This is a genomic window from Pseudomonas sp. NPDC087185 (assembly GCF_044744955.1).
Classification (GTDB): Bacteria; Pseudomonadota; Gammaproteobacteria; order Pseudomonadales; family Pseudomonadaceae; genus Aquipseudomonas.
The window spans coordinates 399,741-419,613 of sequence record NZ_JBIUZK010000005.1 but is presented as its reverse complement, the minus strand read 5'-3'; the positions used below and the strand labels follow the sequence as shown (position 1 = coordinate 419,613).

Genomic DNA, 19,873 nt, shown 5'->3' with positions numbered 1-19,873 from the left:
CGGCTCCTATGGGAGCAGGATTACCCGCGCCCACAGGCGCCTGGCGTGCGCCTCTAGTAACCTGCGCTATCGAAGTCGAGCTTCACCTCAAAGTCCAAGGCCCGTTCGACGCCAGTGTCCACCCGCCCGTCGGCATGCAGGCGCAACCAGCGGTACCCCGGCTGCTCCTCGCTCACCTTGAAGTCGTCGCTACGCGCGGCGAACTGGATGCAGGTCGACGGCGTGGCCAGCAGGCGCAAACCACCGCGCCGCTCATCCCATTCCTGATGGATATGCCCCCAGAGCAACGCCTTCACCTGTGGATAACCTTCAAGCCGGCGCAGCAACGCGTCGGCATTGCGCAGACCAATCGGGGCGATCCAGGCACAGCCGATATCCACCGGTTGATGGTGGCAGCACACCAGGCAATGGCGCTCGCCAGCCGACGCGAGGGCCTCATCCAGCAACGCCAGCTGATCCGCCTCAAGCAGGCCATGAGTCGCGCCCAGCACCGCCGAGTTGAGCATCACCACGCGCCAGGCGCCCATGTCGGTAACCGCTTGCACCAGCTCTGGCGCCACCTCGGCCATGACCCTGGCTTCATCATGGTTGCCCGGCAACCAGCGGGTCGGCACGCAGAAGGCGCCGGTCAGCTCACGGAACGCCTGGTACGACGCGACACTGCCATCCTGTGACAGGTCACCGGTACACAACAGCAAGTCGATACGCGGCTGTTCGCGCCGCACCTGGGCAATCACATGACGCAGGCTGTCACGGGTGCACAGGCCGAGCAGCGTGCCTGCTGGGTCGGCGAACAGGTGGGCGTCGGTCAGTTGCACCACATGAATGGGTGCATCGGATGGGTCTGGGTGCGGCACCGGCCGTCTCCTCGTGCGGATTCAGCGGGAATTATGGCGGCGGAATGATAGCAAGCAAACACCCGAACCCGACCGCCATCACATTTCAGCGCACACTTGCCAGTTCGTGACCGCAGGCCAGGCAGTGGCTGAGCCATTCGCCAAGGAACAGATTGAGCTGCGCCTTCTCATCCGGCTGGTGCATGGCCTGGTTCGGATACGGGTAAATGCTGCGCAGGCGCCGGGTATGTTCGGCGCTGACCACTTCGGCCATGCGTGCATCGTGGTACACCTGCACCTCCAGGTGCGGCACCGGCAGCCACGGCAGGCTGTGCTCCTGGCGCACCCGCAAGGTGGTGGTATACGGGCACGCCAGCAGCACGTCGAGCACCAGCACGCCGAGCATCTGGTCACCCTGGGTCATGCCGATGCGGCGCGAACTCTGTGTGGTGCGCATGTCGGGAAGCAGGCGCATGAGCCGGGCGTAGTTGGCTTCACAGGCTGCCTGCAGCCCGGCCAGATCGACCCGATAACGCTCACGCAGCAAGTTCACTTCCACATACCTCGTACTTCGTCACGGTTAAGCGCCAACCATTGCAGGCCGATGATAGTCGCCGCGTTGCAGATGCGCCCGTCACGCACGGCCTGCAGTGCATCTTCAAACGCCCAGACGCGCACGCGGATGTCTTCGCCCTCTTCTTCCAGGCCATGCAGGCCGCCAGCGCCTGCGCTGCTGCAGTGGCCCAGGAACAGGTGCACGTATTCGTCGCTGCCGCCCGGCGATGGGAAGTAGCGAGTCATCGGCCACAGGGCGCTGAAGGTCAGGCCGGCTTCTTCTTCGGCTTCGCGGTGGGCGACTTCTTCCGGTTGTTCGTCCTTGTCGATCAGGCCGGCGACCATCTCGATCAACCAGGGATTGTCGGTCTTGCCCAGCGCGCCCACGCGAAACTGCTCGATCAGCACCACTTCATCGCGCTGTGGGTCGTAAGGCAGCACGCACACGGCATCGTGGCGCACGAACAGTTCGCGGCTGATCTCGCGGCCCATGCCCCCGGCAAACAGCTCATGGCGCAGGCGCAGCTTGTCGAGCTTGTAAAAGCCCTGGAAGCAATTGGCCCGCTCGATGATGTCGAAGCCCTTGGGCATTGAATTCAACGCGTCTGACATGGAAATCCTCATTACCTCGAATACTGCTTCGCGCCATCCTACTCTGCACGCCTGCCCGTTTCACCCCTTTCCGGTAACCGTTCGCGCAGTCGGGACAGCGGCTCTTCTGTCTGTTAGCTTAGTGGCGAACTGAAGGCCGCGCAGGCGGTCAAAGGGCGACTTTACCTGTACTGCAAGGATCATCATGACACTTGTCAAACTGACTTCCGTGGCTGTGCTGGCCTTGGCCCTCGGTGCCTGCCAGAGCCTGTTCACGCCCAATTACCGGGCCCCGCTGGAGGTCAAACGCGACGCCTGGGAACACGTGAAGCCCGGCTGCAGCGCCAGTGACTGCCCACTGGTGAACATCGACACCATCCACTTCCCGACCCTGCCCAAGCTCGACGCCATCGTCGAAAAACGCTTGTTGCAGCTGACCGAAGACAACCAGCATGGCACCGCGCCCAGCACGTTGCAGGCGTACGAGCAGCAATACCTGGCCAACGCCGACAAACGCAACAGCAGCTACCTGCAAGCCAAGGTACGCGAGCAGCATGACGGGCTGGTGATCATCGAATTGTCCAGCTACCTCGACAGCGGCGGCGCCCACGGCATGCCCGGCCGCGGCTTCATCAACTACTCGCGCAAGCTGGACAAGGTGCTGACCCTGCAGGACATGCTGGTGCCGGGGCAGGAAGAAACGTTCTGGAAAACGGTCGAGGAATCGCACCGCGCCTGGTTGATCAGCGTGGGCATGGACAAGGACGCCGAGTTCGTCAAGACCTGGCCGTTCAAGAAGTCGCCGCACATCGCCCTGACGTACGGCGCGGTGGTGGTCAAGTACGAGGTTTATTCCATCGCGCCCTACTCCATGGGCCACGTGGAACTGAAGCTCCCCTACCCGCGCCTGAACGGCGTACTCAAGCCCGAGCTGTTTCCCGGCCGCGGCTGAAGCTCAGTAGCAGGTGCAGCCCACCTGCCAGCAGCAGTGCTGGCAGGGTCGCGCCCAGCTCTGGCGCTTGCGCGGCAATGACGTGATAAGCCGCCGCGCCCACCGCCCAGGCCAGCAGGGCCTGCCAATGCAAGCCATCGACCTGCGCGGGCAGGCGACGGCGGCGGATCACATAGTGGTCCATCAGCACCACGCCGAACAGCGGCGCAAACACCGATCCGATCAGCAACAGGAAGTTTTCGTACTGGGCCAATGGGGCCAGCAAGGCGATCAGGGTGCACAGCACGCCGATGGCCAAGGCCAGGTGCTCGACTTTAAGGCGCACCAGCAGGCCGGTCGATACCGCAGCGGAGTGGATATCGGCGAAGGCCTTTTCCGACTCGTCCAGCAAGATCAGCAGCAACGGAATGCCCATACCGGCGCCGGCCAGGGCCAGCAGCAGCGCGTTGGCCTCACCGCTCGGGGCAAAGGCCAGGGTGTACGCCACACCCAGGCTCATCAGCCAAGTATTGCCGATGAAATACCCCAGCACCGTGCCCGCGAACACATGCTTGCCGTTGCGGGCGAAGCGCGAGTAGTCGGCGATCAGCGGCAACCAGGACAGCGGCATGGCAATCACGATGTCGAAACCGACGGCCAGCGACATCGAGCCGTCACCCGCGCGGCGCCACAACTCGCCCAGGTCGGCCTTGGCAAACAGGTTCCAGGTCAGCCACAGGCAAGCGCCCAGCAGCACCCAGATGCCCCACTTGCGCAGCACCTTGCGCACGAACGCCAGCGGCCCGCTGACCGCCAGCAAGGTGGCCAGGCCACCAAAGCACAGGGTCCAGAACATCGGGCTATTCCACAGGCTGCCTTCACCGAAGGTCCGCGCGCCCAGCAGGCTGGCGGCGTCACGCATGACGATGATCTCGAACGCCCCCCAGCCGACCAGTTGCAACAGGTTGAGCAGCGCCGGCAAGCGGGCGCCGTGGCTGCCCAGGCTCAGGCGCAGGGTGGCCATGGCGGACAGGCCGGTGTCGCTGCCGATCACGCCAGCAGCACCCAGCAGCAGCACACCCACGCCGGTGCCCAGGGCGATAGCGAGCACGGCGCCGGCCAGGCCCAGGCCTGGGGCGAGCATGGCGCCCACCTGCAGAACCATCAGGCCGATGCCGAGCGAGAACCACAGCGAGAACAGGTCGCGACCGCCGAACGGGCGCTGGTGGGTGGGGACCGGGTGGTCGGGGGAGAAATGGCTGGGGGTTGTCATTGTTGTATCGCCGAAAGAATTGAAGTGAGCCAAACCCGTAAATCGGGCCAGTTCGGCCGCTGTGCGGCCCCGATGTAAAAGCAGCGACGGACCGCCGCTGCACCTGGAGCCTTACACCTTGTGATACAGCTGGCTGCCTTCCTGGCGGAACCGCTCGGCCTGCTCGCGCATGCCTTCCTCGACCGACACATCCACCGCATCGATGCGCAGGTTGGCGGCGTATTCACGCACTTCCTGGGTGATCTTCATCGAGCAGAACTTCGGCCCGCACATCGAGCAGAAGTGCGCGACCTTGGCCGATTCCTTCGGCAGGGTCTCGTCGTGGTAAGCACGCGCGGTGTCCGGGTCCAGGCCGAGGTTGAACTGGTCTTCCCAGCGGAACTCGAAACGCGCCTTGGACAAGGCGTTGTCGCGAATCTGCGCGCCCGGGTGGCCCTTGGCAAGGTCGGCGGCATGGGCGGCGATCTTGTAGGTGATGATGCCGGTCTTGACGTCATCCTTGTTCGGCAGGCCCAGGTGTTCCTTGGGCGTGACATAGCAGAGCATGGCGCAGCCAAACCAGCCGATCATCGCCGCACCGATGCCCGAGGTGATGTGGTCGTAGCCGGGGGCGATGTCGGTGGTCAGCGGGCCGAGGGTGTAGAACGGCGCCTCGTCGCAGCATTCCAGCTGCTTGTCCATGTTCTCCTTGATCAGCTGCATCGGCACGTGGCCCGGGCCTTCGATCATGCACTGCACATCGTGCTTCCAGGCGATCTTGGTCAGCTCGCCGAGGGTTTCCAGCTCACCGAACTGCGCGGCATCGTTGGCGTCGGCGATCGAGCCCGGGCGCAGGCCATCGCCCAGCGAGAAGCTGACGTCGTAGGCCTTCATGATTTCGCAGATCTCGTCGAAATGCGTGTACAGGAAGTTCTCCTGGTGATGCGCCAGGCACCACTTGGCCATGATCGAACCGCCGCGGCTGACGATGCCGGTAACCCGCTTGGCGGTCAGCGGCACGTAACGCAACAGCACGCCGGCATGGATGGTGAAGTAGTCCACGCCCTGCTCGGCCTGTTCGATCAGGGTGTCGCGGAACAGCTCCCAGGTCAGGTCCTCGGCCACGCCGTTGACTTTCTCCAGGGCCTGATAGATCGGTACGGTACCGATCGGCACCGGCGAGTTGCGGATGATCCACTCGCGGGTTTCGTGGATGTGCTTGCCGGTGGACAGGTCCATGACCGTGTCCGAGCCCCAGCGAATGCCCCAGGTCAGCTTGGCCACTTCTTCCTCGATCGAGGAGCCCAGGGCGCTGTTGCCGATGTTGCCGTTGATCTTCACCAGGAAGTTGCGGCCGATGATCATCGGCTCCAGTTCCGTGTGGTTGATGTTGGCCGGGATGATCGCGCGGCCGCGGGCGATTTCCTCACGCACGAACTCAGGCGTGATCACTTTCGGGATGTTGGCACCGAAGCTGTGGCCGGCGTGCTGCTGCTTGAGCAGGCCGGCGGCGCGGGCTTCCTGCAGCTTCATGTTCTCGCGGATGGCGACGTATTCCATCTCAGCGGTGATGATGCCCTGGCGGGCGTAGTGCATCTGCGAGACGTTGGCACCCGCCTTGGCGCGGCGCGGGTTGCGCACGTGGTTGAAGCGCAGCTTGGCAAGCTCGGTATCGTTAAGGCGCTGCTGGCCGAAGTTCGAGCTCAGGCCACCCAGGCGCTCGGTGTCGCCACGCGCGTCGATCCAGGCCGAGCGTACATCGGCCAGGCCTTTGCGCACGTCGATGATGACGTTGGGGTCGGTGTATGGGCCGGATGTGTCATACACCAGCACCGGGGCGTTGGTTTCGCCGCCGAAGTCGGTGGGGGTGTCGTGCAGGCTGATTTCGCGCATCGGCACGCGGATGTCCGGGCGCGAGCCTTCGACATACACCTTGCGCGAACGCGGGAACGGTTGCACGGACTGCTGATCGACTTGCGCCGACTCGCTGAGGTTGATCGTTTTTTCTTGTTTGCTCATCACAGGCTCTCCAGACAGCTTCCTAGCGGTGGAATGTCGGGGAGAACCTGAAAGACGCGGACGCACCCCTTGACGGGTGTGCAGTGCCGGATACATGGGGGTGCCGTGAGCTGCGTGCAGCTGTGACAATCCCGGACCTGGCACAAGAGGCTCCCCGGGAAGGCGAGCAATCTTGTTCCCTACGCAGGCGCTAACCTGATCAGGTTCAACGGGATCCGCAACTTTGCGATCTCAGCCTTTGCTTCAAGGCACCCCGACAAGAACATGCGCAGTCTAGACTGGAGTGGTCGGCAAAGCCAAGCGGGTAAATCGTAACGATGATGAAAGGTGCATTCGGCGATTGTTGCCGGCTGCGCGCGCCTTTACACTGGCCCGTCATTCGATACTCAACAGTTCAGTAATTAAATTTCGTACAAGGATTGCCTCTATGCTGCGCAAACTCTCACTGGCGATAGCCGTGTCTTGTGCGTCCAACGGAGTGGTCTGGGCAGCGGATGTGCCCACGACGGTAAAGACCGACCTGGTCAGCGTCTATCAGGAAGCGGTCGACAATAACGCCGATCTTGCCGCCGCCCGCGCCGACTATGGCGCCCGCCGCGAAGTGGTGCCCCAGGCCCGCGCCGGCCTGCTGCCAAACCTGTCGGCGGGTGCCGAGATGCTGAACACCCGCACCAAGCTCGACGAGCCGTCGACCACCTCCAACCGCAGTGGCAACTCCTGGAGCGCGACCCTGGCGCAGCCGGTGTTTCGTGCCGACCGCTGGTTCCAGTTGCAGGCGGCCGAGGCGGTCAACGAGCAGGCGGCGCTGGAGTTGTCCGCCACCGAGCAGAACCTGATCCTGCAGACCGCGCAAAATTATTTCGCCGTGCTCCGCGCCCAAGACAACCTGGCCGCGACCAAGGCCGAGGAAGCCGCCTTCAAGCGCCAGCTCGACCAGTCCAACGAGCGTTTCGACGTGGGCCTGTCCGACAAGACCGACGTGCTGCAGTCCCAGGCCAGCTACGACACGGCCCGGGCCAACCGGATCATCGCCGAGCGTCAGGTACAGGATGCCTTCGAGGCCTTGGTGACGCTGACCAACCGTGAGTACTCGTCGATCCAGGGCGTGGTCCACACCCTGCCGATCCAGGTGCCCACGCCCAACGATGCCAAAGCCTGGGTCGAGACTGCCGGGCGGCAGAACCTCAACCTGCTGGCGACCAACTACGCCGTCAATGCCGCCGAAGAAACCCTGCGCCAGCGCAAGGCCGGCCATGCCCCGACCCTGGATGCGGTGGCCAAGTACCAGAAAGGCGACAACGACAACCTCGGCTTCACCAACCCCTCGCAACTGGGCGTGCGCTACAGCGGTGATGTGGAGCAGACCAGCATCGGCCTGCAGCTGAACATCCCGATCTACAGCGGCGGCCTGACCAGCTCGCAGGTGCGCGAGGCGTACCAGCGCCTGAGTCAGAGCGAGCAGCAACGCGAGAGCCTGCGCCGCCAGGTAGTAGAGAACACGCGCAACCTGCACCGCGCGGTGAACACCGACGTGGAACAGGTGCAGGCCCGCAAGCAGTCGATCATTTCCAACCAGAGCGCGCTGGAAGCCACCGAAATCGGCTACCAGGTTGGCACCCGCAACATCGTCGACGTGCTCGATGCCCAGCGCCAGCTGTACACCTCGGTGCGCGACTACAACAACAGCCGCTATGACTACATTCTCGACAACCTGAGCCTGAAGCAGGCCGCCGGGACCTTGAGCCCGCAGGACCTCACCGACCTCAAGCGCTACCTGAAACCGGACTACAACCCGGACAAGGACTTCCTGCCACCAGACCTGGCGGCGGCGGCGGCGAAAAACTTCGAGCGCAGGCCTTGAGATAGGCGTCGTCCAATCGCGGGCAAGGGCGCTCCCACAGGGTCTGAAGGCATGCACCCGCCCTGTGGGAACGGGCTTGCCCGCGAAGAAGCCACCGCTACCTTCAGCGGATCAGTGCAGCAAGCCCCTCCAGCAACCGCTGCAAAGCCCCCTGATTAGCCCGCATCACCGCCCTGCCCGCCTCGCCCATGCGCTGCGCATCCTGCGGTAATTCCACCAGCCTGCGCACCGCCTCAGCCAAACCGTCGGCATCGTCCACCTGCTGCAACGCCCCTGCCACACGCAGCATTGCGCTGATCTCAAGGAAGTTGAACACGTGTGGCCCCATGATCACCGGCAACGCCAGTGCCGCCGGCTCCAGCGGGTTGTGCCCGCCGGTAGCGACCAGGCTGCCGCCAACGAAGGCGATGTCGGCCAGGGCGAAGAGGAACAGCAACTCGCCCATGGTATCGCCGAGCAGTACGCGGGTATCGGAGTCGACTGCAGTACCGGCAGAGCGGCGCACGGTGGCGAACTGTTCGGCGCACAAGGCATGTACCGCGTCGAACCGTTCGGGGTGGCGCGGCACCAGGATCAGCAACGCATCGCCGTGCACCTGCAACAGCTTGCGATGCGCCTGAAGGACCAGTGCGTCCTCACCCTCATGGGTACTGGCGGCGATCCACACCGGGCGCTGGCGTGCGCCCCACTGATCGCGCAACGCATGGGCGCGTGGCAACAACTGCTCGTCGACCTTCAGGTCGAACTTGATCGAGCCGGTCACCTGCACGCATTCAGGGCGCGCGCCGAGATCGCGAAAGCGCTGCGCCTCGGTCTCGGTCTGTACCGCAATCAGGCTCATCTCCGCGAGCATCGGCCGGGTCAGGTTGGCGAAACGCGCATAACCACGGGCCGAGCGCTCGGACAAGCGGGCGTTGGCCAGGGCCACCGGGATACCGCGCCTGGCGCACTGGTGGATGTGATTGGGCCAGAGTTCGGTTTCCATGATGATGCCCAGCGTTGGCTTCACATGGTCGAGAAAGCGCCCCGCCGCCCACGGCAGGTCATAGGGCAGGTAGCAATGCTGGATGCGCGGTTCATCGGCGAACATCGCGCGAATCCGTTCGGAGCCGGTCGGGGTCATGCAGGTGAGCGTGATCGGCAGGTTCGGGTAGGCCTTGAGCAGTGCGCGCACCATGGGTGCCGCAGCGATGCTTTCACCCACCGAGACGGCATGCACCCAGATACCGCCCTGGCGCATCGCCGGCAGGTTGCGGGCGAAGCGTTCGCCGATACGCTGGCGGTAGGCCGGCGCCTTGCGGGCACGCAGGTACAGGCGCAGCGCAACCAGTGGCAGGCCCAGGTGAAACAGCAGGGTATAGAGAGTTCTGTTCATGGCGGCGAAGTTTACCCGATAGCACGCAGGTGTACTGCAAAGCGCTCAGCCAGCCATTGCGCGGCCGGGCCCAGCGGTTCGTCGCGGCGCCAGGCCAGTTCGACGACCAATGCCGGTGGCCGCCATTCGCTGGCCAGCTCGACCATCTGCGCCTGGTAGGTCGGGTACTGCACCACATGCCGTGGCAGCCAGGCCCAACCGAGACCACGCATCAGCAATTCGGCCATGGCATAGAAGCTGTCGGCACGCCAGACCTGCGGGCTGATGGCCTCGCCGCCGGGGTAGCCGCTTTGCTGCGGCGTGATGAGCAGCTGGCGGTGACGTGCCAGTTGCTGGCGCGTCACCTGCCGTTCGCGCGCCAAAGGGTGGTCGACGGCGCACACCGTGACCATCTCCACGCTGCCCAGGGCGCGCCGCTCCAGCGACGCCGGCATGCTTTCATGATGGAAGAACAGCCCCAGGTCGGCGCGCCGCTCCACCAGCTTGCGCGCCACATCACCCTGCGCAGCGCTGGCCAGTTGGACCTCCAGATAGGGGAAACGGCTGGCCAGTTCGTCCAGGCTGTCGATCACCGGTTGGTAGGGCATGGCCTCGTCCTGCGCAACCCGCAGCAAGGCTTCCTGCCCACGCATCAAGGCCAGCGCCCGGCCATCCAGGCGTTCGCACTGGCGCAACAGTTCGCGGGCATCTTCCAGCAGTGCGGTGCCGTTTTCGGTAAGTTTCGGCTGCCGCCCGCTGCTGCGCTCGAACAGGGTAACGCCCAGGTCCGCTTCGAGCAGAGCGATGGCATTGCTGACCGCCGACTGCGCCTTGCGCTGCTCGCGGGCGACAGCGGAAAACGAGCGCAGTTCGACCACCCGCACAAAGAGGCGCAGTTGTTCGAGATTCCATTGTTCGGCCATCAACCTATCTCCAGGGGTGATAGGTAATGACTTTACCGCATCCAGGCAGGGCCTAGAATGCCCGACCAGCAACCGGAGAATGCCAGCATGAATGCCTACACCTACCTCGCTATCGCCATCTGCGCCGAAGTGGTCGCCACCGCTTCCATGAAGGCGGTCAAAGGCCTGAGCACACCGCTGCCCCTGCTGCTGATGGTGGTCGGCTACGCCATCGCGTTCTGGATGCTGACCCTGGTGGTGCGCAGCATTCCCGTGGGCATCGCCTATGCCATCTGGTCCGGGCTGGGCATCGTGCTGATCAGCGTGGCAGCGCTGGTGATCTACGGGCAGAAGCTGGATGTGCCGGCGATGCTGGGCATGGCCATGATCGTTGGCGGGGTGGTGGTGATTCAGCTGTTCTCGAAGACTGCCGGGCATTGATGCGGGCTGTATACTTGCCAGCTGTCCCAGTCTTCGAGGTACCGCCATGCCAACCGCCATTTCCACTGACGTGCTGATCGTCGGCGCCGGGGTCGCAGGCCTGTGGCTGAACGCCCGCCTGCGCCGCCTGGGTTACTCGACAGTGCTGGTGGAGCGCGCCAGCCTCGGCGGCGAGCAGACCATCAAGTCCCAGGGCATCATTCATGGCGGCACCAAATACGCCCTGCATGGCGCCCTCACCGGCGCCTCGGAAGCCATCGCCGACATGCCGCGACGCTGGCGCGAGGCGTTGGCCGGCAGCGGCGAGCTCGACCTCGGGCATACCCGTCTGCTCTCCGACGCGCACTACCTATGGTCGCCCGGCACCCTGGCCGGCAACCTCACCAGTTTCTTCGCCAGCAAGGCGGTGCGTGGCAGGGTCGACCAGGTCAAGGGCGACCAACTGCCGCCAGCGCTGCAGGACCGCGCGTTCAAGGGCAAGGTCTATCGCCTGGCAGAATTGGTCATCGACGTGCCCAGCCTGCTGGCCAACCTGGCCGAGCTGGCCGGCGACTCGTTACTGGCGGGTGAGCGCATCGAACCTTTGCGCGAAGGTGAAGCGTTGGTCGGACTGCGTGTGGATGACCGTGAAATCCGTGCCCAGCGCATCGTGCTCAGTGCCGGCGCCGGTACTGAAGGCTTGCTGCAGGCGCTGGGCCTGAACCAGCCGGCGATGCAAACCCGCCCGCTGCACATGGTGATGGCCAAGGGCCCGAACCTCAAACCGCTGTATGCCCACTGCCTGGGTGGCGGCCCCAAGCCGCGCGTGACCATCACCACCCACCCGGCGGCTGATGGCCAATGGGTCTGGTACCTCGGCGGCGACCTGGCCGAGGCCGATGGCGTGGCACGCGAGCCCGCAGCGCAGATCGCTGCAGCGCAGAAGGAAATCGCCAACCTGCTGCCGTGGGTCGACCAGAGCCTGGTGCGTTGGGCAACGCTGCGCGTCGACCGCGCCGAGCCTGCGCAATCCGGCCTGGTGCGCCCGGACAACGCCTTCCTCGCCGATCAGCAGCGCCTGCTGGTGGGCTGGCCGACCAAGCTGGCCTTGGCCCCCGACTTCAGTGATCGCGTGCTGGCCAGCCTGGAGCGCGACGGTATTCGCCCAAGCGCCCAAGCAGCCCTCAGCGAACTGCCGCGCCCGCCCCTCGGCGTGCCGGCCTGGGAGCAACTGCTGCCATGAGCCTGCCGACCCTGCACGACTTTCACCGGCCGCTGGGCAGTACCGGCTTCACGGTGTCCCCCTTGGGCCTGGGCACGGTCAAGCTTGGCCGCGACCAGGGCGTGAAATACCCCAACGGCTTCACCATCCCCGGTGATGATGAAGCCCGCATGCTGCTGGCCCAGGCGCGCCAGCTGGGCATCAACCTGATCGATACGGCGCCCGCCTATGGCCGCAGCGAAGAACGCCTGGGCCCGCTGCTGCGTGGCCAGCGCGATGAATGGGTGATCGTCAGCAAGGTCGGCGAAGAATTCGAGGCCGGCCAGTCACGCTTCGACTTCAGCGCGGCGCACACCCGCCGTTCGGTCGAGCGCAGCCTGCGCCGGCTGGAGACCGACCGCATCGACCTGGTGCTGGTGCACTCCGATGGCAACGACCTGGCAATCCTCGAGCACGAGGAGGTCTACCAGACGCTTGCCGCGCTCAAGCAGGAAGGCAAGATCCTCGGCTACGGCCTCTCGGGCAAGACCGTCGCCGGTGGCCTCAAGGCGCTGGAACAGGGCGACTGCGCCATGGTCACCTATAACCTCAACGAGCAGGCGGAACGCCCGGTGCTGGACTACGCTGCCGCACACGGCAAGGCCATCCTGGTGAAGAAGGCCTTGGCCAGCGGGCATGTCTGCCTTGCGCCCGGTGTCGACCCGGTACAGGCCAGTTTCGAGTTGCTGTTCGCCCACCCAGGCGTCAGCAGTGCTATCGTCGGCACCATCAACCCGCTGCACCTGGCCCACAACGTGGCCACCGTCGCCCGTATCCTGGGCCAGCATTGAGCCGCCCCTGAGGGGGCCCGACGCAAGGAGGAGCCTCGTGCCGCGTACGCTGATCCGCAAGAACCCGAGCAACTTCAAGACGCTGCCGCTGCATGTCGAAGCCACCCCCGAAGGCCTGGCCTACCAGAGCATCGGCATGCCTTTGAACTTCGCCCAGACCCAACAACGCCGGCGGGCCATCCAGCTGCCGGACAACCAGCGGTTCGTGGTCGAACTGGCCAACCTGGGCGTCTCGGTGCGCCTGACGTTGCACTGGCAAAACCGTGACTATTGGGTACTGGTGCGGCAACGGCGGCAGGACCGTGGTGACGTGGTGCTGAAATTGATTTCAGGTTATGTCCCAGCCCAGGAACTCAACCTGCCGCTGCACACCGCAGTGCAGGAAGTAGCCGAAGAATGCCTGCTGGAAACGCCGGAAGGCTGGCTGGGGGGGCGCTTCAACGACACCTGGCTACCGGCACCCTATGACGCCGCCCTGCACTACCGTGAATCGCTGCCATTCGTGCTGACGCCGGAATCGGGCGCGGCGCGGCCGGTGCATTGCGGCAAGCTGATGTTGCTGGAGCGCCCGCGCGCCTATGTGCACCTGCCTACCGCATCGCTGCAACTGATCTACGACATGCGCCTGCAAGTGCCCAGAGATGCAAAAAAACTGAGTTTGTTTCATGTCGATGAACGCCTCGAAGGCGATCAGCTGGTGGCGCGGCTCAACCGCAAACGGCCGGACCTGTACCTGATGCCGCTGCAAGATGGCAAGCCTATGGCTGAGCTGTACACGTTGAAGAAGGATGAACTGGTACCGGCGAGCACCCGTGGGCTGTACCTGGCCGAGAGTTTTGCCCGGCAGGACGGCTGGGTGGTGGTGGATGAGCGGATACGCTGGAAGGAGTGGGTGAAGCAGCAAGGGCTGGTAGAGCGCAAGGCCTCCAAGGGGTCGCATTTGCAGCGTTTTGGCGACAAGGCAAGGGCGTTGCTGGAGCGGGCACGCACTTCGCTGAACAAATAATGTGAGGGGCTGCATTGCAGCCCCCATTACCTCAGTTCTTGCGGATCTTCTCGACGATCGCCGTGGTCGAGCTGTTTTCAACCAGCCCCAGCACTTTCACGGTACCGCCATAGCCCTTGACGATATCGGCGCCGACCACCTGGTCGATGCCATAGTCACCGCCTTTTACCAGCACATCCGGCTTGACCTGGCTCAGCAGGTTTTCCGGCGTGCCTTCGGGGAAGCTGATCACCCAGTCCACCGCACCCAGGCCGGCCAGCACCGCCATGCGCCGGTCGACGCTATTGATCGGGCGACCCGGGCCTTTCAGGCGGCTGACCGATGCATCGTCGTTGACCGCGACGATCAGCCGGTCGCCCTGGGCACGGGCCTGCTCCAGGTAGGTCACATGCCCGGCGTGCAGGATGTCGAAGCAACCGTTGGTGAAGACGATCTTCTCGTTGTGCGCACGGGCGTCGTCGATGGCCAGCAGCAGTTGCTCCAGGCCCAGTACACCACGCTCGGAACCCTCCTCACGCTGGATCGCCCGGCGCAGCTCAGGTGCACTGATGGCCGCAGTACCCAGCTTGCCGACCACGATGCCAGCAGCCAGGTTGGCCAGCGCAACGGCGTGGGGCAGGTCTTCACCGGCTGCGATGGCCGCCGCGAGCGTGGAAATCACGGTATCGCCAGCACCGGTCACGTCGAACACTTCGCGGGCACGGGCAGGCAGGTGCAGTGCCGGCTGGCCGGTGCGCAGCAGGGTCATGCCATGCTCGCCACGGGTGACCAGCAGCGCACCCAGGTCCAGGTCCAGCAACAGCTGCAGGCCCTTGGCGACCAGCTCGGCCTCATCGGCGCAACGGCCGACAATGGTCTCGAACTCGCTGAGGTTCGGGGTGATCAGGCTGGCGCCGCGGTAGATGGAAAAATCCTTGCCCTTGGGGTCGGCCAGTACCGGAATGCCCTTGGCACGCGCGGCCTGGATCAGGCTCTGGTGGTTCTTCAGCGCGCCCTTCCCGTAGTCGGAAAGCACCAGCACCTTGACACCGTCGAGCAGGCTGTCGACCTCGGCGCCCAGCGACAGCGGGTCGGTGGCGAACGGTTCTTCGAAATCGATACGCAGCAATTGCTGGTGACGGCTCATGACCCGCAGCTTGACGATGGTCGGCTGATGCGCGATGCGCTGGAACACCGAACGCACGCCGGCCGCCTGCAGGCTGTTGGCCAGGCTGTCGGCGGCCTCGTCCTGGCCGGTCACGCCGATCAGCGCAGCGGGTGCGCCGAGGGCGGCAATGTTCAAGGCAACGTTGGCCGCGCCGCCGGGGCGATCCTCGATCTGGTCGACCTTGACCACCGGCACTGGCGCTTCCGGCGAGATACGCGAAGTACCGCCATGCCAATAGCGGTCCAGCATGACATCGCCGACCACCAATACCGGGGCTTGATCGAAACGCGGCATGGACAACTTCATGGGCAACCCATATGAAAATAATGAACAGGGGCAGGATATTAGCACAGGGTAAGCGACGGCTTTATGGCCAGATCGGCCCCTGGAAAACTCCGGTGACAATCGGGGCCGTACGGCCCCGATCAGGGTGAACTCAGGTGATATCGGCCTTTGCCGGCTCTTCCAGGCCCATCGCGTGCAAGCGGGCATAATAGCCATTGACTGCCAGCAGCTCGGCGTGAGTACCGCGCTCGACCAGACGGCCCTGGTCCATGACCAGGATCTGATCGGCCTTCTCGATGGTCGACAGGCGGTGGGCGATCACCAACGTGGTGCGGCCCTTCATGACATGGTCCAGGGCAGCCTGGATGTGCCGCTCGGACTCGGTGTCCAGCGCCGAAGTGGCTTCGTCGAGGATCAGCAGCGGGGCATTTTTCAACAATGCCCGGGCAATCGCCAGACGCTGGCGCTGGCCGCCGGACAGCAGCACGCCGTTCTCGCCCACGTCGGTATCGAAGCCTTTCGGCAGCTGGTCGACGAATTCCTTGGCGTAGGCATCGGCAGCCGCGGCTTCGATGTCAGCGCGCGGCGCGCCGGCCAGGTCGCCGTAAGCGATGTTGTTGGCCACCGTGTCGTTGAACAGGGTGACATGCTGGGTCACCTGCGAAACGTGCCGGCGCAGATTGCGCAGGCGGTAGGTTTCGATCTCCACGCCATCGAGCAGAATCTGCCCCTGGTCGTGGTGATAGAAACGCGGGATCAGCGCCGCCAGGGTCGACTTGCCGCTGCCCGAGCGCCCTACCAGGGCAATCATCTGGCCCGGCTCGGCGGTGAAGCTGATGTCGCTCAGCACTTCGCGTTCGGTGCCGGGGTAGGTGAAGCTCAGATTGCGCACTTCCAGGCGGCCTTCCACCCGCTCCTTCTCGACGGTACCGCTATCGACCTCGGGGGCTTCGTCCAGCTGTTCGAAAATGCTTTCAGCGCCGGCCAGGCCTTTCTGGATGGTCGAGCTGACTTCCGACAGCTGGCGGATCGGCTTGGGCAGCAGGCCGGCGGCAGTGATGTAGGCCACCAGGTCACCGGCGGTGGAGTCGCCGCGCAGGAACAGCACCAGGAACATCAACGCGGCCATGGCACTGTAGATCACCAGCTGCAGCATCGGCGTGTACAAAGCGCCCGTCTTGGTCATGCGCAATTGTTTGTCGGTATTGCTCTGGCTGGCACGGCCGAAACGCTGCTGCTCGTAACGCTCGCCACCGAAGCTGCGGACCACGCGGTAACCCTGGATGGTCTCGGAGGCGACATGCGTCACGTCGCCCATGGCAACCTGGATCTTCTTGCTTTGCTTGCGGAATTTCTTGCTGGCAATGCTGACCATCACCGCGATGACCGGCAGGATGGCCACCATCACCAGGGTCAGGTGCCAGTTCATCCACAGCAGGTAGGCAAACAGGAAGACCACGGTCAGGCCTTCACGGATCACCACCTTGATGGCGTCAGTGGCGGCGCCGGTCACCATGGTCACGTTGAAGGTGATGCGCGAGATCAGGTGCCCGGAATTGTTGTTGTCGAAATAGCGGTTGGGCAGTACCAGCAGCTTGTTGAACAGCTCCACGCGCAGGTCATGCACCAGGGAAAGCGAAACCTTGGCCAGGAAATAGTTGCCAAGGAACGAACCGAGGCCCTGCCACGCCGCGATCAGGATGATCAGCAGCGGCACAGCTTGCAGCAATTGCAAGTCGCGCAGATAAGGCACGTTGGGGAACAACACCGCTTCGGGGTTGCTCAGGCCATCGACAAAATACTTGAGAATCCCGGCCAACATGGGCTGGGTCGAGGCAAAGATCACAAAACCGACAATGCTCAGCAGGAAAATGCCGACATAGGGTTTCACATAGCTCAGCAGCCGGAAGTAGATCTTCAGGCTGGAGGTGTGCTCCGCCGGTCGCGGTGTTTCGGCCATCATCGAGCTCGCTGTTCAGGTTGAACCGCAAATTTTACCACAGGCGTCATTTTCGACACGCCCCCCCTGGCAATAACATGACCAGACCACAAACCCGCCAGGTATGAACCCGGTTTTTTTACGTGGAACAGCAGCGCCCTCGGGCATTCAAAGACAGCATCATGGTGCTGCGGCAATATTTTCGGCATTATTGCCGGTCATTTTGCTCGCCAGACGACAAGGCTCACTTCATGCAATGCTCTCGGCTCACCCAGGTCGACTTCGATCAGCTGACACTTGGCGCCCAGGTTATAGAGGCAGATAGCCATGGCGCCAAAGTCTACCTGCTTGAAAACGGCAATTTCCTCAAGGTCTTCCGGCGCAAGCGCCTGATTTCGTCCGCACTGCTGCGCCCGTACTCCCAGCGCTTCGTCGACAACGCCGCGCGCCTTGCGCAACTGGGTATTCCCACGCTCGAGGTGATCAGCCAGCACAAGCTCGACCTGCCCGGCAGGACCGCAGTGCTGTACCGCCCGCTACCGGGGCGCACGCTGCTGCAGATGTCGCGTGATGACGGCTTCAGCTGGGATATCTACCTGCCCCGCCTGGTCGAGCTGATCCGCCAGCTACACCGCAGCGGCATCTACTTTCGCTCGTTGCACCTGGGCAATGTGGTGGTGACCCCCGACCAGCGCCTTGGCCTGATCGACGTTGCAGATATGCGCTTCCTGCGCCCGCCACTGTCCGCCCGGATGATCCGGCGCAACGTGCAGCACATGGTGAATTACATCGAGCGCGAAAAACTCGGCGACCGCTTCCCCCTCGCGGCCTTCGAAGCGGCCCTGCTGGCGCGCTGAACCTCAGCCGCGCAGCAGGCTGTGCTGGGTCAATGCACTAAAATTGAGACGCCCAAGCCAATTACGGCGCCCACCAGCAGCGTCATTGCCAGCTTGACCCGGTCGCGGTTACGTCGCTTGGCCTTGCGCTGAACTTCTTCAGGCAAGGTGACGTGGCTGCCAAACCCCGTGTGCAAGACTGCATCCCCTTCCAGCTTGACCGCGGTCAGGTTCAACTCCGCGTAGCGGCGAGAAAGCGCCTTTTCACCGGAATAACCGGCAAATGGCGCACAGCGCTGGTAATCGCTCAGACGACGCAGGCCCGGGTTGAGCGAAAAGGCCTGCCATTCGGCTTTCTCGGAGTGCAAGGGATAGCACGGCACCCCGGCGATCACCTGCCGTTCGCCCAGGTAAATGTAGGGGCTGTGAATCGCCAGGTCATGGGCATGGCTGCGCAACCAGACCTGCAGCAGGTTCGGGCTGACCTCCAGTATCGCCCTGGAGTCTTCGACGAAGGCCTGGCGATAGAACTGCCAGTCGTCTTCGCAATGGAAGATATAGGGCGTCTTGACATGGCTGTAGGCCAGGTCGATCGACGCCAGCTGCCCCAGCTTGGGGCGATTGACGAACACCGTGCAATGGGGCTTCCAGTGTTCTGGCACAGCACCGTGCACAGCATCGTCACCCGAGTCTTCGGTAATGAAAACCTCACGTATGGGCGCTGTGTTATAGCGATCGAAGCTCTCAAGGGTTTCCTTGAGCAGATCGAATCGACCGCAGCTGGTCACGACTAGCGTGACATCACTTTCTTGAGAAAAGCGCACCGGACTCCCTCCGCGTTGCGACAATCGACTTTGCGTGCTCAGTCCGTGAAGACGAAAGTTCTTTTAGTTTAAATACCCAGCTTCAGGCGCAACCGCTGCCACGTGGACAGTGGCGGGTGCGGCCTAAGTGCCGGGCGCATATGGTCGACGATGCTACGGCCAACTTCACCGAAGCTGAAACGGGAAACCGCCAGATGGCGCCCATTTTCGGCAATTTGCTGGGCCAGCGCGGGGTCTGCCCGCAAGGTGCGCAGCTTTGCCTGCAGCATCGGGATACTGTCGTAGAACACCACGTTGTGCATGTCCTGCAGGCCCAGGGCGCGATTCTCCTCCGCGCCCTGGTCGAATGCCAGCAGCACACAGCCACAGGCCATGGCTTCGAAGTTCTTGATCATGTATTCGCCCATGCCGACATCGGCACTGACGAAGAAGCGAATGCGGTTGAGCGTGTTGCAGTAGTCCTCACCGGACTTGGTGCGCGTTACCACCAGATTCTCGACACGCCCCAGCTCATCGAGCAATGCCTTGCGACCGCTGTACGCGACACTGTTGGTGCTGCCGACAAATGCCAGTTCGATGTCGCGCTCGCGCCGCTGGTCGGTCAGCAGGCGCTCATCATAGCCTTTGGGCACGAATACCGCGTCGAAGCCTTCCTGGCGCAGGCGCTCGCTGACCATATAGCCGGAGCTGATCACCCGCGCCCAGGGCAGCTTGCGGTAATGCGCGCTGAACTTGCCGGTGTACTTGCACGGGATGTAGTTCTGGTAGGCGTCGTGTTCGAGGATGACCAGGTTCGGCACCGTCTGGATGAACGCCACCTGACGGATCTCCTGCTTGAAGCGCAGGAAGAAGACAATACGGTCATAGCGCTCGACCTGCACTTCGCGCTTGAAGTAACGGCGCAGGTTGCGCTGGTCTTCGCTGGTCAGCCAGCGCAGGTCGCACTCACAGTTGGCCGCGACGCCGTCGTACAGGCGATCGAGGATCGCCCGCTGTTCCTTCTGCACCAGAAATAGGACTTTCATTACGTTCCTTGGGCGCTCTGCGCCATCGCGGTCAACCA

18 protein-coding genes and 1 riboswitch are annotated in these 19,873 nt (G+C 63.7%); of the genes, 7 read left to right on the top strand and 11 right to left on the bottom strand.

Features of this window, described 5'->3' with window-relative positions:
* Positions 1-53: 53 nt before the first annotated feature.
* The 3 genes from cpdA to ACIPIJ_RS19480 form a co-directional block, all read right to left on the bottom strand.
* Positions 54-857, bottom strand: a complete 804-nt coding sequence (gene cpdA, locus ACIPIJ_RS19490; RefSeq protein ID WP_401079619.1) for a 3',5'-cyclic-AMP phosphodiesterase — start codon at positions 855-857, stop codon at positions 54-56.
* 85 nt (positions 858-942) lie between these two features.
* Complete coding sequence (locus ACIPIJ_RS19485) at positions 943-1,395, bottom strand: DUF1249 domain-containing protein (RefSeq protein WP_400796783.1); 453 nt, start codon at positions 1,393-1,395, stop codon at positions 943-945.
* Positions 1,386-2,003, bottom strand: coding sequence for an NUDIX domain-containing protein (locus ACIPIJ_RS19480; RefSeq protein ID WP_401079617.1), 618 nt, complete (start codon positions 2,001-2,003; stop codon positions 1,386-1,388). The genes ACIPIJ_RS19485 and ACIPIJ_RS19480 overlap by 10 nt, the downstream gene beginning before the upstream one ends.
* 184 nt (positions 2,004-2,187) lie before the next feature.
* Between ACIPIJ_RS19480 and ACIPIJ_RS19475 the strand changes: the two genes are divergently transcribed.
* On the top strand, positions 2,188-2,934 hold the full coding sequence (locus ACIPIJ_RS19475) for an RsiV family protein (protein WP_401079615.1): 747 nt from the start codon (positions 2,188-2,190) through the stop codon (positions 2,932-2,934).
* Here ACIPIJ_RS19475 and cytX read toward each other — a convergent pair.
* Together cytX and thiC are read right to left on the bottom strand one after the other, a co-directional pair.
* Positions 2,903-4,186, bottom strand: a complete 1,284-nt coding sequence (cytX, locus tag ACIPIJ_RS19470) for a putative hydroxymethylpyrimidine transporter CytX (protein ID WP_401079613.1) — start codon at positions 4,184-4,186, stop codon at positions 2,903-2,905. The genes ACIPIJ_RS19475 and cytX overlap by 32 nt on opposite strands.
* A gap of 111 nt (positions 4,187-4,297) precedes the next feature.
* Positions 4,298-6,184, bottom strand: coding sequence for a phosphomethylpyrimidine synthase ThiC (thiC, locus tag ACIPIJ_RS19465; protein WP_401079611.1), 1,887 nt, complete (start codon positions 6,182-6,184; stop codon positions 4,298-4,300).
* Positions 6,185-6,343: 159 nt separating this feature from the next.
* Positions 6,344-6,450, bottom strand: a riboswitch (TPP riboswitch).
* Between the two features lie 161 nt (positions 6,451-6,611).
* On the opposite strand from thiC, the gene ACIPIJ_RS19460 reads away from it, so the two are divergent.
* The gene (locus ACIPIJ_RS19460; protein WP_401079609.1) at positions 6,612-8,045 is read left to right on the top strand and encodes a TolC family outer membrane protein; all 1,434 of its coding nucleotides are present in this window, start codon (positions 6,612-6,614) and stop codon (positions 8,043-8,045) included.
* A 103-nt stretch (positions 8,046-8,148) separates the two neighbouring features.
* On the opposite strand, the gene waaA is transcribed toward ACIPIJ_RS19460, so the two are convergent.
* Both waaA and ACIPIJ_RS19450 read right to left on the bottom strand, forming a co-directional pair.
* Positions 8,149-9,420 (bottom strand): lipid IV(A) 3-deoxy-D-manno-octulosonic acid transferase, encoded by a 1,272-nt coding sequence (gene waaA, locus ACIPIJ_RS19455; protein WP_401079607.1) that lies wholly within the window; start codon positions 9,418-9,420, stop codon positions 8,149-8,151.
* Between the two features lie 11 nt (positions 9,421-9,431).
* Complete coding sequence (locus ACIPIJ_RS19450; RefSeq protein WP_401079605.1) at positions 9,432-10,322, bottom strand: LysR family transcriptional regulator; 891 nt, start codon at positions 10,320-10,322, stop codon at positions 9,432-9,434.
* An 87-nt stretch (positions 10,323-10,409) separates the two neighbouring features.
* Between ACIPIJ_RS19450 and ACIPIJ_RS19445 the strand changes: the two genes are divergently transcribed.
* From ACIPIJ_RS19445 to ACIPIJ_RS19430, 4 genes are read left to right on the top strand one after another with little or no spacing between them, the layout of a single operon-like run.
* On the top strand, positions 10,410-10,742 hold the full coding sequence (locus tag ACIPIJ_RS19445; protein ID WP_401079861.1) for a DMT family transporter: 333 nt from the start codon (positions 10,410-10,412) through the stop codon (positions 10,740-10,742).
* Between the two features lie 46 nt (positions 10,743-10,788).
* A complete protein-coding gene (locus ACIPIJ_RS19440) occupies positions 10,789-11,964 on the top strand; it encodes an NAD(P)/FAD-dependent oxidoreductase (protein ID WP_401079603.1) in 1,176 nt (391 codons plus the stop codon).
* The gene (locus ACIPIJ_RS19435) at positions 11,961-12,773 is read left to right on the top strand and encodes an aldo/keto reductase (protein ID WP_401079601.1); all 813 of its coding nucleotides are present in this window, start codon (positions 11,961-11,963) and stop codon (positions 12,771-12,773) included. Before ACIPIJ_RS19440 ends, ACIPIJ_RS19435 begins: the two co-directional genes overlap by 4 nt.
* A gap of 37 nt (positions 12,774-12,810) precedes the next feature.
* Complete coding sequence (locus ACIPIJ_RS19430; RefSeq protein ID WP_401079599.1) at positions 12,811-13,779, top strand: metal ABC transporter ATPase; 969 nt, start codon at positions 12,811-12,813, stop codon at positions 13,777-13,779.
* A gap of 31 nt (positions 13,780-13,810) precedes the next feature.
* Here ACIPIJ_RS19430 and hldE read toward each other — a convergent pair whose 3' ends face one another.
* Entirely contained in the window at positions 13,811-15,232 is a 1,422-nt protein-coding gene (gene hldE, locus ACIPIJ_RS19425) for a bifunctional D-glycero-beta-D-manno-heptose-7-phosphate kinase/D-glycero-beta-D-manno-heptose 1-phosphate adenylyltransferase HldE (protein WP_401079597.1), read from the bottom strand.
* A 130-nt stretch (positions 15,233-15,362) separates the two neighbouring features.
* Positions 15,363-17,171, bottom strand: coding sequence for a lipid A export permease/ATP-binding protein MsbA (gene msbA / locus ACIPIJ_RS19420; RefSeq protein WP_401079596.1), 1,809 nt, complete (start codon positions 17,169-17,171; stop codon positions 15,363-15,365).
* Between the two features lie 230 nt (positions 17,172-17,401).
* Here msbA and ACIPIJ_RS19415 point away from each other — a divergent pair, with 230 nt between their 5' ends.
* Complete coding sequence (locus ACIPIJ_RS19415; protein ID WP_401079594.1) at positions 17,402-18,007, top strand: toluene tolerance protein; 606 nt, start codon at positions 17,402-17,404, stop codon at positions 18,005-18,007.
* A 29-nt stretch (positions 18,008-18,036) separates the two neighbouring features.
* Here the strand turns inward: ACIPIJ_RS19415 and ACIPIJ_RS19410 are convergent, their stop codons facing one another.
* Both ACIPIJ_RS19410 and ACIPIJ_RS19405 read right to left on the bottom strand, forming a co-directional pair.
* Positions 18,037-18,810 (bottom strand): glycosyltransferase family 2 protein, encoded by a 774-nt coding sequence (locus ACIPIJ_RS19410; protein WP_401079592.1) that lies wholly within the window; start codon positions 18,808-18,810, stop codon positions 18,037-18,039.
* A 68-nt stretch (positions 18,811-18,878) separates the two neighbouring features.
* The gene (locus tag ACIPIJ_RS19405) at positions 18,879-19,835 is read right to left on the bottom strand and encodes a glycosyltransferase (RefSeq protein ID WP_401079590.1); all 957 of its coding nucleotides are present in this window, start codon (positions 19,833-19,835) and stop codon (positions 18,879-18,881) included.
* Between the last annotated feature and the right edge of the window lie 38 nt (positions 19,836-19,873).

What these genes read in the sequence shown, in the direction of transcription:
- ACIPIJ_RS19480 (WP_401079617.1), bottom strand. Translation starts at nt 2,003, where the DNA reads ATGTCAGACGCGTTGAATTCAATGCCCAAGGGCTTCGACATCATCGAG.
- ACIPIJ_RS19475 (WP_401079615.1), top strand. Translation starts at nt 2,188, where the DNA reads ATGACACTTGTCAAACTGACTTCCGTGGCTGTGCTGGCCTTGGCCCTC.
- cytX (WP_401079613.1), bottom strand. Translation starts at nt 4,186, where the DNA reads ATGACAACCCCCAGCCATTTCTCCCCCGACCACCCGGTCCCCACCCAC.
- thiC (WP_401079611.1), bottom strand. Translation starts at nt 6,184, where the DNA reads ATGAGCAAACAAGAAAAAACGATCAACCTCAGCGAGTCGGCGCAAGTC.
- ACIPIJ_RS19460 (WP_401079609.1), top strand. Translation starts at nt 6,612, where the DNA reads ATGCTGCGCAAACTCTCACTGGCGATAGCCGTGTCTTGTGCGTCCAAC.
- waaA (WP_401079607.1), bottom strand. Translation starts at nt 9,420, where the DNA reads ATGAACAGAACTCTCTATACCCTGCTGTTTCACCTGGGCCTGCCACTG.
- ACIPIJ_RS19450 (WP_401079605.1), bottom strand. Translation starts at nt 10,322, where the DNA reads ATGGCCGAACAATGGAATCTCGAACAACTGCGCCTCTTTGTGCGGGTG.
- ACIPIJ_RS19445 (WP_401079861.1), top strand. Translation starts at nt 10,410, where the DNA reads ATGAATGCCTACACCTACCTCGCTATCGCCATCTGCGCCGAAGTGGTC.
- ACIPIJ_RS19440 (WP_401079603.1), top strand. Translation starts at nt 10,789, where the DNA reads ATGCCAACCGCCATTTCCACTGACGTGCTGATCGTCGGCGCCGGGGTC.
- ACIPIJ_RS19435 (WP_401079601.1), top strand. Translation starts at nt 11,961, where the DNA reads ATGAGCCTGCCGACCCTGCACGACTTTCACCGGCCGCTGGGCAGTACC.
- hldE (WP_401079597.1), bottom strand. Translation starts at nt 15,232, where the DNA reads ATGAAGTTGTCCATGCCGCGTTTCGATCAAGCCCCGGTATTGGTGGTC.
- msbA (WP_401079596.1), bottom strand. Translation starts at nt 17,171, where the DNA reads ATGGCCGAAACACCGCGACCGGCGGAGCACACCTCCAGCCTGAAGATC.
- ACIPIJ_RS19415 (WP_401079594.1), top strand. Translation starts at nt 17,402, where the DNA reads ATGCAATGCTCTCGGCTCACCCAGGTCGACTTCGATCAGCTGACACTT.
- ACIPIJ_RS19405 (WP_401079590.1), bottom strand. Translation starts at nt 19,835, where the DNA reads ATGAAAGTCCTATTTCTGGTGCAGAAGGAACAGCGGGCGATCCTCGAT.